General features: G+C 64.4%; 14 protein-coding genes. 5 read left to right on the top strand and 9 right to left on the bottom strand.

Annotation, left to right across the window (positions count from 1 at the left end; translation table 11 throughout):
- Nucleotides 1-227 precede the first annotated feature (227 nt).
- From NKI35_RS15015 to NKI35_RS15030, 4 genes are read right to left on the bottom strand one after another with little or no spacing between them, the layout of a single operon-like run.
- Nucleotides 228-2,312: a hypothetical protein gene (locus tag NKI35_RS15015; RefSeq protein WP_352740667.1), complete on the bottom strand. Its 2,085-nt coding sequence runs from the start codon at nt 2,310-2,312 to the stop codon at nt 228-230.
- 4 nt (nt 2,313-2,316) lie between these two features.
- A complete protein-coding gene (locus NKI35_RS15020; RefSeq protein WP_352740669.1) occupies nt 2,317-5,142 on the bottom strand; it encodes a DUF4159 domain-containing protein in 2,826 nt (941 codons plus the stop codon).
- Complete coding sequence (locus tag NKI35_RS15025) at nt 5,139-6,053, bottom strand: DUF58 domain-containing protein (protein WP_352740671.1); 915 nt, start codon at nt 6,051-6,053, stop codon at nt 5,139-5,141. Before NKI35_RS15025 ends, NKI35_RS15020 begins: the two co-directional genes overlap by 4 nt.
- The gene (locus NKI35_RS15030; protein WP_023670009.1) at nt 6,053-7,057 is read right to left on the bottom strand and encodes an AAA family ATPase; all 1,005 of its coding nucleotides are present in this window, start codon (nt 7,055-7,057) and stop codon (nt 6,053-6,055) included. The genes NKI35_RS15025 and NKI35_RS15030 overlap by 1 nt, the downstream gene beginning before the upstream one ends.
- A 144-nt stretch (nt 7,058-7,201) precedes the next feature.
- Here NKI35_RS15030 and NKI35_RS15035 point away from each other — a divergent pair, with 144 nt between their 5' ends.
- Genes NKI35_RS15035 through NKI35_RS15045 form a run of 3 tightly spaced genes read left to right on the top strand, consistent with a single transcriptional unit; the run spans nt 7,202 to nt 9,731 of the window.
- Nucleotides 7,202-7,831, top strand: coding sequence for a DUF1285 domain-containing protein (locus NKI35_RS15035; protein WP_023670010.1), 630 nt, complete (start codon nt 7,202-7,204; stop codon nt 7,829-7,831).
- Complete coding sequence (locus NKI35_RS15040; RefSeq protein ID WP_023724971.1) at nt 7,831-8,463, top strand: CoA pyrophosphatase; 633 nt, start codon at nt 7,831-7,833, stop codon at nt 8,461-8,463. The genes NKI35_RS15035 and NKI35_RS15040 overlap by 1 nt, the downstream gene beginning before the upstream one ends.
- Nucleotides 8,460-9,731, top strand: coding sequence for a CCA tRNA nucleotidyltransferase (locus NKI35_RS15045; RefSeq protein WP_352740673.1), 1,272 nt, complete (start codon nt 8,460-8,462; stop codon nt 9,729-9,731). Before NKI35_RS15040 ends, NKI35_RS15045 begins: the two co-directional genes overlap by 4 nt.
- 6 nt (nt 9,732-9,737) lie before the next feature.
- On the opposite strand, the gene NKI35_RS15050 is transcribed toward NKI35_RS15045, so the two are convergent.
- From NKI35_RS15050 to hemF, 3 genes are all read right to left on the bottom strand, one after another.
- Nucleotides 9,738-9,923 carry a DUF1059 domain-containing protein gene (locus tag NKI35_RS15050; RefSeq protein ID WP_023670013.1) on the bottom strand — a complete coding sequence of 62 codons (186 nt, stop codon included), beginning with the start codon at nt 9,921-9,923 and terminating at the stop codon, nt 9,738-9,740.
- 230 nt (nt 9,924-10,153) lie between these two features.
- Nucleotides 10,154-10,414 carry a DUF1344 domain-containing protein gene (locus NKI35_RS15055; RefSeq protein ID WP_352740675.1) on the bottom strand — a complete coding sequence of 87 codons (261 nt, stop codon included), beginning with the start codon at nt 10,412-10,414 and terminating at the stop codon, nt 10,154-10,156.
- Between the two features lie 238 nt (nt 10,415-10,652).
- Entirely contained in the window at nt 10,653-11,567 is a 915-nt protein-coding gene (hemF, locus tag NKI35_RS15060; RefSeq protein ID WP_023821609.1) for an oxygen-dependent coproporphyrinogen oxidase, read from the bottom strand.
- Nucleotides 11,568-11,842: 275 nt separating this feature from the next.
- Here hemF and NKI35_RS15065 point away from each other — a divergent pair, with 275 nt between their 5' ends.
- Entirely contained in the window at nt 11,843-12,100 is a 258-nt protein-coding gene (locus NKI35_RS15065; protein ID WP_023683688.1) for a hypothetical protein, read from the top strand.
- Here the strand turns inward: NKI35_RS15065 and soxR are convergent.
- Nucleotides 12,097-12,543, bottom strand: a complete 447-nt coding sequence (gene soxR / locus NKI35_RS15070) for a redox-sensitive transcriptional activator SoxR (protein ID WP_023691595.1) — start codon at nt 12,541-12,543, stop codon at nt 12,097-12,099. The genes NKI35_RS15065 and soxR overlap by 4 nt on opposite strands.
- A gap of 146 nt (nt 12,544-12,689) precedes the next feature.
- Nucleotides 12,690-13,148, bottom strand: coding sequence for a tRNA (cytidine(34)-2'-O)-methyltransferase (locus tag NKI35_RS15075; RefSeq protein WP_023744284.1), 459 nt, complete (start codon nt 13,146-13,148; stop codon nt 12,690-12,692).
- A gap of 445 nt (nt 13,149-13,593) precedes the next feature.
- On the opposite strand from NKI35_RS15075, the gene NKI35_RS15080 reads away from it, so the two are divergent.
- Entirely contained in the window at nt 13,594-14,001 is a 408-nt protein-coding gene (locus NKI35_RS15080; protein WP_023744285.1) for a hypothetical protein, read from the top strand.
- The last annotated feature ends 23 nt before the right edge of the window (nt 14,002-14,024 follow it).

The following is a 14,024-nucleotide window of genomic DNA, read 5'->3' on the forward strand; positions in this document are numbered from 1 at the left end:
GCTTGGCGCTGCGGCGGACGCATAGGGGGAGAGAAGTGTCACCTATGTATCCGGTTCAAAGTGTTACCCATCTATCGGCTGGACACCGGCAGGGCGATGAGGGGCGGCGCTGAGGTCGATGACAGTTCGCTTGCGCGGGCCGAGGAGATTGCCAACAATCTCAGGCTCGCTCTGCCCCTCATCCGCCTGCCGGCACCTTCTCCCCGTATAGTGACGGGGAGAAGGCATCACCTTCCTTCTCTATACCACATCGCGCCCATGGCCAGCAGCAGCAGGCAAAGGCCGAGGAAGCCGCCGAACAAGGGTACGCGCGAGACGGCTTTGAGCACGCTGTCGTCGGTGCTGCGCAGGCCGATCCAGTCTGCGCCCGAGGCCGCACCGGAGGCGCGGACCGGGACGATGGAGGGCAGGGCGACACTGCCGGTGAGCTGGCCAAGGGTGGAGGAGGCCGCCAGCCGGCGCACGCTGCCGCCGGTGGCCTCAGTCGGAGCCTTCAACCGGTCCTCGGTAGAGACGACGTCGGAGAATTCCGGCGCGTTGACCGGGCCGACATGGGCGAGTGCGGTCAGGTCACCATTGCCGATCTGGTAGAGGCCGATCTCCTTTGTCTCGATGCTGCCCAGGAAAACGCCGGGTTCGGACTTCTCCAGCTTCACGATCAGCGCCTTGCCCGAAGGGGTGATCACCTGCGCCGGGCCGGGATCGTCGCTCATCGTCTGGCGGCGGATTTCCAGCATCATGCCGCGGCCGTCGGCGGTCAGCCGCTCTTCCTCGAGTTCAGGTTCCTTCATCAGCCAGTGGGCGATGCGGCGGTAAAGCTGGACATGCGGCCCGCCACCCTCGAAGCCGCGCGCCCATAGCCAGCCCTGATCGGACAGAAGCATGCCGACGCGGCCTTCGCCCTTATGATCGAGCAGAAGCAGCGGGCGGTTGTCGGCGCCCTTCATCACCACTTCGCCTTCGGGGTTCTGCACGCCGATGGTGCGGAACCAGCGGCTCCAGTGCGGCGGCTCGGTCGCCGAGCCGTCGAGGCCGCGCGTCACCGGATGGCGCTGGCCGAGATCGGTGAGGCGCGGATAGAAGGCCTTGTCGATGACTTCGCCGGTCGGCATTGCCGGCAGCGACGACATTAGCGGGGTGCGGGCAATCGAGGAGTCGCCGGCATATTCCGGCCCGGCGGCGATCAGCAGCGCGCCGCCCTTTTCGACGTATTCGGAGATGTAGTCGTAATAGAGGATCGGCAGCACGTCGCGGTGCTGGTAGCGGTCGAATATGATGAGATCGAAATCCTTGATCTTCTCGACGAACAACTCGCGGGTCGGGAAGGCGATCAGCGACAGTTCGTTGATCGGCGTGCCGTCCTGCTTTTCCGGCGGCCGCAGAATGGTGAAATGGACGAGATCGACCGAGGCGTCGGATTTCAGCAGATTGCGCCAGGTGCGCTCGCCGGCATGCGGTTCGCCGGAAACCAAAAGCACGCGCAAGTTCTCGCGGATGCCGTCGATCAGCGCGATGGCGCGGTTGTTGGCGTCGGTCAGTTCGCCCGGCTCGCGGTCAATGGAGAGTTCGACGATGTTGCGGCCGGCGCCGGGGATGGTCACCTGCAGCGGCATCGCCTGGCCGATGGTCGCCTCTTCGACCGCGACCTGCTCGCCATTGACCGAGACGCGGACATCGACCGGGCCGGTTTCGCCGTCGGTGGCGATGACGCGGTAGGTCATGTCGAGCGGCTTGCCGACGAGGCCGAAGCGCGGCGCGTTCTCGAAGCGGATGCGGCGGTCCTTCTCGTGCTCGTTGCCGGTGATCAGCGCGTGCAGCGGCGCATTGAAGTCGGGGGCGGCCGGTGCGTCATGCACCTCGCCATCGGTGATCATGATGGCGCCACCGATGCGCGAGGGCGGCACGTCGCGGAAGGCGCCTTCAAGCGCTGCAAAAAGCTTGGTCTCGGTGAGCTCGTCGGCAGCTTCCGACTTGCCGGCCTCGACGACGCGGACGTCGAACTGCTTGAAGCGGCCAAGGCGCTGCTGCAAGCCGGCAAGCGCTTCGTCGGTCTGTTTGGTCCGGTCGCCGATATCCTGGCTCTGGCTGCGGTCGACGATGACGGCAACGACGCTCTTCAGCGCCTCGCGCTCCTCATCGAGGAAGACCGGATTGAGGAGTGCTGCGCCCAGCGCAATCAGCGCCGCGAAGCGGAAGATCGCGCCGCGCTGGCGAAACCACAAGCCGACAGCCGCCAGCACCAGCAGCGGTGCGAGCACCAAAGCCAGCAAGGGCCAGGACAGCAGCGGTTCGAAGGAAATCGACCAGTTCATAGGCTTACTGCCCCAGCCGTTCGAGCAGGATCGGCACGTGCACCTGGTCGGATTTGTAGTTGCCGGTCAGCATGTACATCATGATGTTGACGCCGGCGCGCAGCGCATAGATGCGCTGCATCGGATCCGATGGCACGGTCGGCAAAAGCGGGTCACCATTCTCGTCGACGGCCCAGGCGCCGGCAAAATCATTGGCGGTGATCAGGATCGGCGAGACGCCGTCGCCGACGCGTACCGGCCGATTCTCGGCATTGCTGGCCTCGAGCGAGGCTTCCACCCAGAGCGGGCTGCCGGAGAAGCGGCCGGGAAATTCGGGCAGGATGAAGAAGGATTTGGTCAGCACATGGTCGGCGGGCACCGGCTCCAGCGGCGGCACGTTGAGATTGCCGAGAATGTCGCGCAACCGTTCCGTCGCCGGGCTCGCCGAATCCGCACCGATGCCGTTGGCGAACTGGTCGCGCGTGTCGAACAGCACCGTGCCGCCCTGCTGCATATAGGCGTCGATGCGGGCGATCGCGGCTTGGCTCGGCATCGGCGCGGAGGGATCGATCGGCCAGTAGATCAGCGGATAGAAGGAAAGCTCGTCCTTCGAGATATCGACGCCCGCCGGCGCGCCCGGCTCGAGCGCGGTCTTCTCGATCAGGAAGCGGGTCAAGCCTTCGAGCCCTGCGCGGCTGATCGAATCGTCACCGGGCACACCGGTCAGCACATAGGCGATGCGGGTCTTGGCAATGTCCTCGATAGCGGCGGCATCGCCGGGCTTGGCGTCGTCGGCGCGGGCGAGGTCGGCATGGCCAAACAGCATGCCAAGGCCAAGCAGCAGCGCAGTTGTCGTTGCCGCGGCCGATCGGGCGCGGCGCGGCCGGCGCGAGATCAGCCCGCCCATCCAGAACACCGCCAGCGTGTCGAGCAGCAGAAGCACAAGTGCCGCTGTGACCAGCGATCCCTTGAGGTCGCGCGATTCATCGAAAGCGTACTGGATATTGGTCACCGGCACTGTGAATTGCGGGCGCACCAGCGGCGCGAAGGCGGTGGCCGGGTCGAGCAGATTGTGGGCGAAAACGCCGGTTTCCGAGCCATAGAGGCCGGGCGGGTTCTCGAACGTCACCGGCAGCGAGCCGGCGCCGGGGACCAGCGGTCGCGCGTCCGGCGTCGGCGGCACCAAAGTGCCGTCGGCGGCTATCATGCGATAAGGCGCCAGCGACGTAGCAGCGGCTTCGGCGTTGGCAACCGCCGCACCCTGGTTGCGCGACAGCTGCACGATGCGCCGCAGCATCTCGACGAAGCTGCCGGAGATCGGCAGCGTCGACCATGTCGCTTCCGGGGTGATATGGAACAGCACCAGCGTGCCCTTGCCCTTCTTCAACCCGGTCACCAGCGGGGTGCCATCGGCAAGCGTTGCCCAGGTGCGCTCGACGATGTCCGGCGTCGGTTCGGCCAACACCTGCCGGCTCACCGTGACCTCGGCCGGCGGTGCGAGGTCGGCGAACGGGCCGTTCTTCGGGAATTCGGTCACCGCTTGTGGCGTCGTCCATGACAGCGCGCCGCCAAGCGAGCGCTCGCCGGTGCGCAGCCTGACCGGCAACAGATCATCGTCATTGCCGGCGGCGGCCAGCCGCGAACCGGCAAAGCGCACCAGCGTGCCGCCATTGTCGACCCAGTCGACCAGCCGCTGATGGACCTGTGGCGGAATGGTACCGATATCGGCCATGACGATCATCGCCGGCTTCTGGTCGAGAAGCTGCGGGATGGCGTCGGCGAGATCGACGCTCGACGGTTCGACCAGATCGGCGAAAGGCTGCAGCGCGCGCCTGATGTAATAGAGCGGCGACAGAAGCGGCTGCGCTTGGTCGGCCTCGGCCTGCGATAAAAGTCCGACGCGGCGGCGCTTGGAGCTTTCGTCGAGCACGCGCACCGCACCTGCCTGGCGTTCGCCGTCGAGCGCGATCGAGGCGAAGTCGTTGCGCAGTTCGAACGGCACCGCCATCGTGCCGGTGGCAGTAGTCTCACCCGGCGCGAAGGTCAGCGTCGCGTCGGCGATGCGGCGGCCCTTATCGTCGAAGGCGCCGGCGGTGACTTGTGCCGGCGCCGGATCGCCGGGCGCGCGGATGGCGGTCAGGGCGAAGCCGTCGACCTGATTTTCGGCGCCAGTGAGCCCAGTCAGCGCCAGCCGGTCGGAATTGGCCCAGACGACACGGGCGGCGTTTTTCGACAGCAGTGTGTTGAAGGCGGCCTCGTCGCCCTTTGCCGCAAGGCCGTCGACGAGAACGGCAACGCTGGCGCCGGGCAAGGTTTCCAGCACGCCGGCGACGCGGGCATAGACAGCGGGTCGGTCGGTCGGGATCGGCCTCGGCTTGGCGGCGCGCAGCCGGTCGAGGGCAGCCGCCGCATCGAAGGGGCCGATCTCGGCGTTCGGCTTTTCGGCGGTGAAGGCGATGACGACCGGTACGCCGTTCGAACCGGCATCGGCGATCAGCCGCTGGGCGGTGGCGACGCGCTTGCCCCAGTCGGCGGCACTCGCCCAGTCATTGTCGATGACGAGCGCCAGGGCGGCGCCCTCGGCCGGCAATTTTTCGCGCGGATTGAAAACGGGTTCGGCTAATGCCGCGACGACAAGGGCTGCCATCAACAGCCGCAGCAGCGTCAGCCACCACGGGCTCTGCTGCGGCGTTTCCTCGCGCTTCAGCACGCGAGCGAGGATCTTCAGCGGCGGAAACATTTCGGACTGCGGCTTGGGCGGTGTGAGCCTGAGCAGCCACCAGATCACCGGCAGCGCCAGCAGGCCCCACAACACCATGGGAGCGCCAAAGGAGAGCGGCAGCCAGCTCATGCGCCGGCCCTTCCCACGAATGCGCCATCGGCGGTCATCGCCATGTGGATGCGCACCAGCGCCTCGGAAGCGAGGCGGTCGGTGTGGTTGACGGTATAGCTCCAGCCGAGGCGCTTGCACCAGCTGGCCATCTCCTGGCGGCGGGCGGTGTAGAGCAGGCGGTATTCGTCGCCGAGCATTTCGGCGCGGCCGGCGGTCAACTTGTCGCCGGTCTCGGGATCGGTGAATTCGGTGCGGCCGGCATAAGGAAAGGTCTCCTCCGCCGGATCGGCAACCTCGATCAGATGCGCACGCACGCCATGCCGCGCCAGCACATCGAGCCATTCCATGGTCTCCTGGACCGGGTCGAGGAAATCGCTCACGACGACGATGTCGCAGAAGCGGCGGATGGCGGACAGGTCAGGCTTTGCTGGCAGGTCCGCGGCGTGCATCAATTGCGCTGCGATGCGCTCGGCGCCGTTGCGGGCGGTGAACGGATCTGTCAGGCCGGGCCATGCGATGCGCTCGCCGCTGCGCGACAAAAGTTCGGCCATGGCCAGCGCCAGCACCAGCGCGCGCGATTCCTTGGAAACGCTGGCGCCAGTCGATTTGTAGAGCATGGAGGGCGAGGGGTCGGCCCAAAGCCACACCGTGTGGGCTGCTTCCCATTCGCGGTCGCGCACATAGGTGTGGTCGTCGCGGGCCGAACGGCGCCAGTCGATGCGCGAGGAATCGCCCTCGACATAGGGGCGGAACTGCCAGAAATTCTCGCCGATGCCGCGCTTGCGGCGGCCATGCCAGCCGGCAATTACCGTATTGACGATACGGCGCGCCTCGACCAGCAGGTCCGGCACCAGCGAAGCCCGCAAGCGGCCCCTGGCGAGCGCGTCGCGCGTCGCTGCCGGTGCCTGGACTTCGCCGATACTCGCCATCAGATTCCTTTGGCCAGTTTCGCTACCACGTCGCGCACGGTCGTGCCCTCGGCGCGGGCGGCAAAGGTCAGCGCCATGCGGTGCTGCAGCACCGGTTCGGCCAGCGCGCGGATGTCGTCCACCGACGGCGCCAGCCGCCCGTCATAAAGCGCGCGCGCACGGGCGCACAGCGTCAGCGCCTGGCTGGCGCGCGGGCCGGGACCCCAGGCGACATGCTTGTCGGTCTCGGCATTGCCCTGGCCGGGACGCGCCGAACGCACCAGTTTGAGGATGGCGTCGACGACGCTTTCGGGCACCGGCATACGGCGGATCAGCGTCTGGATTTCCCTCAGCCGCGCCGGCTGCAGGACGTTTTGCGCCTTGGCGTCCTCGATGCCGGTGGTTTCGAGCAGAATGCGCCGCTCGGCCTCGATTTCGGGATAAAGGATGTCGACCTGCATCAGGAAGCGGTCGAGCTGCGCTTCGGGCAGGGGATAGGTGCCTTCCTGCTCCAGCGGGTTTTGCGTCGCCAGTACATGGAAGGGTGCGGGCAGGTCGTGGCGAATGCCGGCGATGGTGACGTGATATTCCTGCATCGCCTGCAGCAGCGCCGACTGGGTGCGCGGCGAGGCGCGGTTGATCTCGTCGGCCATCAGCAATTGCGCGAAGATCGGGCCGGAGATGAAGCGGAAGGAGCGCTTGCCGGCCTCGTCCTGTTCCATCACCTCTGAGCCGAGAATGTCCGACGGCATCAGGTCGGGTGTGAACTGGATGCGGCGCGAATCGAGGCCGAGCACGACACCGAGCGTTTCGACCAGCTTGGTCTTGGCAAGGCCGGGCACGCCGACCAGCAGCGCATGGCCGCCGGCAAGCAGCGCCACCAGCGTGCGCTCGACCACCACTTCCTGGCCGAAAATGACGCGGCCGACGCCGTCGCGCACCCTGGAAATATCGGCCAGCGCCGTCTCGGCCTGGGCGATCATGTCCTTTTCGCTGATTGGGCTTTCCTTGACCATTACGCTCATGCCGCATCGATCCTTGTGCTGGAAGTACCGGCTTGCACTGTAGTGCCTTAGAATGCCGCGATTCGGCTTCGCCTGGCGCCTACGAATGAATTTAAATCACAGACTTAGGCTGACAAGCGGAACAACAGTGACTATTTCGTGACCATGACGGAACGCTCCGAACATCGCGAACACAGCCTTGCTGCCGCAACCGAGGCGCGCGGTCTCGAAGCGTTGATCTCGCGTGCGGCTCGCGCCGGCAAGGGCGCGGCGCCGGTGGAGCGCTGGAATCCCGACTTTTGCGGCGATCTCGACATGGAGATCAAACAAGACGGAACGTGGTTCTATCTCGGCACGCCGATCGGCCGCATGCCGCTGGTGCAGCTGTTTTCCAGCGTGCTGCGCAAGGACGAGGATGGCAGGACCTATCTGGTGACGCCGGTCGAACGGGTCGGCATCCGCGTCGTGGACGCGCCTTTCATCGCGGTTGAAATGGATGTTTCCGGCGCCGGCGCCGAGCAGACCATCACTTTCCGCACCAATGTCGGCGATGTCGTCGAGGCCGGACCTGGCCATCCGCTGCGCTTCGTCGACGAGAACGAGACCGGCGGCCTGAAGCCCTATGTGCTGGTGCGCGGGAGGCTGGAAGCGCTGGTGGCGCGGCCGGTGATGTACGAACTGGTCGAGCATGGCGAGGAGATCGATATCGGCGGCAAGACGATGTTTGCCGTGCGCTCGAAAGGCGAAATCTATCCGATCATGCCGGCGGAAAAACTGAAGCGGCTGAGCGCATGATGGATCAGGTGAGGCCGCCGCCGTTTTCCACAGCGGATTTTCGCGCGCGGGTCGCGGCGCAAGCTGAAGCCCATGCCGGTGACGATTATGGCGATCATCGCTTCAACCCCGGCCATCCACGGTTGACGCAGCTCAAAGCGCTGCGCGACGCCGCAGTGCTGATCCCGGTCGTCGATCATGGACGCGATGCGACCGTGCTTTTGACCAAGCGGGCGGAAAAACTGCGCAGCCATTCGGGGCAGGTGGCTTTTCCCGGCGGCACCATTGATCCCACCGATGCGACCCCGGAAGCAGCGGCCTTGCGCGAAACCTTCGAGGAGATCGGGCTCGGCCAGGACCGCATCGAGATCATCGGCCGCATGCCCGATTATGTCGCCGGCAGCGGCTATCGCATCGCGCCGGTGCTGGCGATCGTCGAGCCCGGTTTTACGCTGTCGCTCAATTCCGACGAGGTCGACGCCGCCTTCGAAGTGCCGCTTTCGTTCCTGATGGATCCGGCCAACCACACCAGGGACAGCCGCATGTGGAACGACCTGGAATGGTTCTTCTACGATATGCCCTATGGCGGCCAGCGCATCTGGGGCGTCACTGCCGGCATCATCCGCACGCTCTATGAAAGGCTCTATGCTTGAGTGATCCGATATCGCTGGCGGGCAAGGCCGACTGGCTGGGTGAAAAGCATCTCCAGCGGCTGCTTGCCGTGCTGGCGCAGGGCGGCGAGGAAGCCCGCATCGCGGGCGGCGCGGTGCGCAATGCGCTGATTGGGCAGCCGGTCGCCGATATCGACGTTGCTACCACTTGCCTGCCCGAGGAAACCGTTCGCCGCGCCGAGGCGGCGGGCTTCAAGGCAGTGCCGACCGGCATCGAGCACGGCACGATCACGGTGATTGCCGGCGGCGCGCCCTATGAGGTCACCACGCTGCGCGCCGACATCGAGACCGATGGCCGCCGCGCCAAAGTGTCGTTCGGCCGCGACTGGAAGGCCGACGCCGAACGGCGCGATTTCACCATCAACGCGCTCTATGCGGAGGCTGACGGGACGGTGGTCGACCTGGTCGGCGGCGTCGGCGATATCGAGGCACGAAGGCTGCGCTTCATTGGCGATGCCGAGCAGCGGATCCGCGAAGACTATCTGCGCATCCTGCGTTTCTTCCGCTTTTTCGCCTGGTATGGCGAGGGTCGGCCCGATGCCGAGGGATTGAAGGCCTGCGCCCGGCTCAAGGACGGTCTCGCCCATCTCTCGGCCGAACGCATCTGGTCCGAGCTGAAGAAGTTGTTATCGGCCCCAGATCCGTCGCGCGCCTTGCTGTGGATGCGCCAGGCCGGCGTGCTCACCAGCGCCCTGCCGGAAAGCGAGAAATGGGGCATCGATGCCATTCATGGGCTGACCAAGACAGAAAAGGATCTGGGCTGGGCGCCGGACCCGCTGCTCAGGCTGGAGGCGATCGTGCCGCCCGATGCGGCGAGGATGAAGACACTGGCCGAGCGGCTGAAACTTTCGACCACTGAGGCGGAGCGCCTGCGCCACTGGGCGCTGACGGCTGCCGTCGAGCCCAAGACAAGCGAAGCGGAACTGGCCAAGAAACTCTATTCCGGCGAGCGCCAGGGTTTTCTCGATCGCCTGCGGCTGTCGCTGGCGTCGGCGCGAGCGCGGGCTCTCGAGGACAATGACGCGCTGGTTCAGGCCGGCGGGTTTTCGCGCCTGCTCGCTTTTGCGCTGAAATGGGAAAAACCGGTGTTCCCAGTCAAGGGCGGCGATCTGACGGCGCTTGGCGCGTCGCCGGGGCCAATACTCGGTGCGATCCTGAAAAACCTGGAAAAGGAATGGATCGGGTCCGGCTTTGCGCTCGATCGCGACGCGCTGCTGGAGCGCGCCGCGGAAGCCTTGAAGGCCAGATAGGACTGCTCAGGCCGCGTCGCGAACTTTCTCGATGCGCGAGCGGATCGCCTCGATCATCGTCTCGCGAATGACCGTTTCGCCATGTGTCTCGCGCATATGGTCGACGGCGCGGCGCATGACCTCGGCTTCCTCACCGGCACGCGTGTGCCACTCACAGCCGGGAACCAGCGAGCCGCAATGGAATTCCTTCATGGGATTTTCTCCTTTCCTCCTTGGAGCCTGTGCCTCTCATGGGCACACGAAGCTCCGCCATCTCTGTTCCGCGCCCTGTCACAGCAGTCGGTTTCGGGGGCACGCACGGGGGAGCTAGCATAACACGGTTCGACCATTTTGGTTGCCGTGGTGCGAAAAAGGCGGAGCAGCGCTGCTCCGCCCCTCTTGTCAGGCTAAGCCAAAGGCGAGACCGTTCGGTCTTGTCCCGGTCACTTCACGATCTTGACGGACTCGGCAACCTTGTTCTTGCCGCTCATGTCCCAGGAAACGCGGACCTTTTCGCCGGCCTTCAGGCCAGGATCCTTGAAGGTCTTGGGCAGCGTAAAGGTCGATCCATCGTCCAGAACGAGGCTCATGGCCGTGCTATCATAGGTCTTGACCGTGCCCGTGGTGTGCTTGACCGCGGCAGAGGCAATCGAGCCGGAAGCGAGAAGGGCAGCGGCGGCTGCCGAAACAATGAGCTTTCGCATGTAATACTCCTGGAAATGCGGGCATCCGTTTGGAAAATGCTCCGCCTTGTTCAGGGCCGTCCGGTAGCGTCGTGTCGCGGTTCGGGACTGAACCGCCGGCGCTTCCCGGCCCGAAACGACAAATAGTCGTTTTATTTCAATCGCCTATTAGACGAAAAAGATAATGGCGATGCCACATTGGCTGCCCAGATTCGGCGAATGGGACGTCAATGCGGCTCACGTTTCGCTCACCGATTTTTTACGGCCACCTGACCTCCGGCGGCAGGCTGGACAGGATCGAAGCGACATTGCCGCCGGTCTTCAGGCCGAAGATGGTGCCGCGATCGTGAAGAAGGTTGAATTCGACGTAACGGCCGCGGCGAATGAGCTGCTCGTCGCGGTCGTCGTCGGTCCAGTTCTCGTTGAAATGGGCGCGAACCAGGTGTCCGTAGACGACAAGGAAAGAACGCCCGACATCCTGGACGAAGTTCAAATCGGCATTCCAGCCGCCTTTCTCCTCCCCCGAATGCAGCCAGTCGAAAAAGATGCCGCCGACGCCGCGCGGCTCGTGGCGGTGCGGCAGATAGAAATACTCGTCGCACCAGGCCTTGAATTTGGGGTGGTCGGCGATCGCAGCGTTCTTCTCGCAGGCGAACTGCATGGCTCGATGGAAGGCGACCGTGTCGGGGTGATCTTCCGTGCGGTTGCGGTCGAGCACCGGCGTCAGATCGGCGCCGCCGCCAAACCAGTGGCGCGACGTCACGACCATGCGGGTGTTCATGTGCACGGCCGGCACGTTGGGGTTCCAGGGATGCGCAATCAGCGAAATGCCTGATGCCCAGAAGCTCGGGTCTTCCTCGGCGCCGGGCATCTGCTTCCTGAATTCGGGCGAGAATTCGCCATAGACGGTCGAAGTATGGACGCCGACCTTCTCGAAGACGCGGCCCCGCATCATCGACATGGCGCCGCCGCCGCCCTTTCCATTGTCGCGTTCCCACGGCGTCTTCTCGAAGCTGCCGGGCGACCATTCGGCCAGTGGTCCCTGCAGTTCCTGTTCGATCTGCTCGAAGGTTGTGCAAATGCGCTCGCGCAGCGTCTCGAACCAGAGCCTAGCCTTCATTTTCTTCTGTTCGATGTCGGGTGGCAGGCCTGCCGGTATTTCTGGTCGTTCCAAAATGCTGTCTCCGGTCGCGGCCGACAAAGGACCTAGTGGAGTGAATTTGACATTTGCACACAGCGTGGCGCAGGGCACGATGCAAATGTCAAATTCGAAAACTCCACCAGAAACATAAACTTGCTAGCGGTCCTTGTGATTCCAACATTCGCAACGGCGCCTGGGGATTAGGGAGGCGAATGTTGGAATCGGACCACTAGCCTTTTCCGGGCGCGATCCCTAATCTCTTAGGGGCAAGGGTCAAGTGTCATCTGGTTCGGCCCAGGAGTTCTTTCATGCGCACGCCGGCAAGACCGCCGCTGCATGGCCTGAAGAAAAGGCTCGATCGTTCACGCGCCGAGCGCGAGCGCATGCCGCGTGACGGGTTTTTGCGCGAGACCTTCGTCCTGCCGCGCCCGGATGCGCGGCTCAAGGCCAAGGAATGGTTCGAGCGTTTTCCCAAGCAGGCCTACTGGACCGAGATCGAAAGCTGGTTCGAGCGGCCGGGCGACGTAATCGAATTCACCATACGGCGGCTGCCCGCGGCGGATTAGGATTCCACAAGCAGTCGCCTTGCGCCCGGCCCTTGCGCACTCAAGCGATCTTCCCTGTTTCGCAGCGGGCATTTGTCGATCGACATGCAGCCGCAGCCGATGCAGTCGGTAAGGCCGTCGCGCAGCTTCTTTAGCTGAGTGATCTTGCGATCGAGGTCGTCGCGCCAGCCGGTCGACAACAGGTTCCAGTCCTCGCGCGTCGGGGTACGGCCTTCTGGCAGCGATTCAAGTGCGGCGCCGATCTCGGCCAGCGAGATGCCGACCTCCTGGGCGATCCGGATGATTGCCACCCGCCGCAGCACGTCGCGGCCATAGCGCCGCTGGTTGCCCGACGTGCGGTGGCTGCGGATCAGCCCGCGCGCCTCGTAGAAATGCAGCGCCGACACCGCCACGCCGCTGCGCATGGCCAACTGGCCGACCGTCAATTCCTTTACCGGAGCCATCTCGATTTTCCGCTTGACCTCAACTTAAGTTGAGCTTGTAGCCAGGAAATGTCGATAGGGTAATTGAGGAGAAGGCGATGTGCGCCTGGGTGAGAATGATGCAAGACGCAACGGCCGTTGGCCATGACGACAACGCGTTGAAGGGTCTAGCCGAGCTGCCGGATGGCTTCACCGGCGACCATGGCGACCGACAGCGCGACGTTGATGCTGCGCGTGCCCGGCTGCATCGGGATCGTCAGCCGCGCATCCGCCGCCTGATGGACAGGATCCGGCACCCCAGCGGATTCGCGGCCGAACAGCAGGATGTCGCCTTGGGCGAAGCTGAAGCCCGTATAGGGGGTCGCGGCTTTGGTGGTGAGCAGCACCAGCCGGCAGGCTTGGCCCTTGCGCCAATCTTCGAAGGCGTTCCAGTCGACATGCCGGGTCAGGGCAGCCATTTCGAGGTAGTCCATCCCGGCGCGCTTGAGCGCTTTGTCGGAGAGCGGAAAGCCGGCTGGTTCGATGATGTCGGCGCCAAGGCCGAGGCAGGCGGCGAAGCGCAGGATTGTTCCGGTGTTGCCGGCGATGTCAGGCTGGTAGAGGGCGATGCGGAGACGGTGGTTCATTTCCGCGTCTTTCTAATAAGTGGCAGATCGGCCACAGCGGGTGGCTGGTTTTGGAAATTGCTGGACCTGCGGGTGGCCATTTTCTGCGAAGTCGATTATACCGCACGCATTGTCAACCCGAACCGATGGAGGGGTATTTCATGATGACCATGCACATCCAGCGCCCCTCCCGTGGGCTTACCTGCCTTCCGGCGGTTTCGGTACGACGATTTACCTGATTTTTTAGATCTGATCGCACCGATTCCCGCCGAACCCAATTTTCGGCTCTCGAAGGAATCCTGCGATGTTTTTCAACCGGTTAAAGGGGCCAAGCGCCCCAGCTGAGCATGTCGCGACCGAGGCCTATCCTCGTGTCTCGACGGATGCAATCCGTGCCTCCGGCCGAATGCCGGCGGATGACATTGCTTCGCCTTTTTATGTCTATTTTCACACGGAGGACGGACCGATGTTCGATCCCTATAAGATACCTGGTTCAAGAAGCCTGCACGAACGCAAGACGGCGACCTGGGCGTTGCTGGTCGGCGAGACCTATTCGTCGGCGGTTCATGCCGAGACGCGCCGGCGTCCGCATCGCGGCATGTTGCCTGATGTCGATTTCTCGCGTGCGGTTCCCGACCACAGCCGGCCGTCGCTGGTGCGCCGGATCATCCGGCTGATCCGGCCGGGCGCGAAAAACCGGACTGCTGGCGGCGTGCCGTCAGCTCAGTCGAAGGCTTCTGTCGGTGAAAAGCCCGCAAGTCCCTATATTGCGCGAAGCAGGACCGATGGCCCGGGTGATTCCGGGCCGTCGGTCCCCGCCGACGTACGGTCTGGGGACGCGGAGCGCCCCGGGGATTTTTCCCGCGCCGCATGAGCGGACAAAAGTTTTGTGAGCAT

Origin of the sequence: Mesorhizobium sp. M0676 (genome assembly GCF_040320535.1) — a bacterium.
GTDB lineage: Bacteria > Pseudomonadota > Alphaproteobacteria > Rhizobiales > Rhizobiaceae > Mesorhizobium.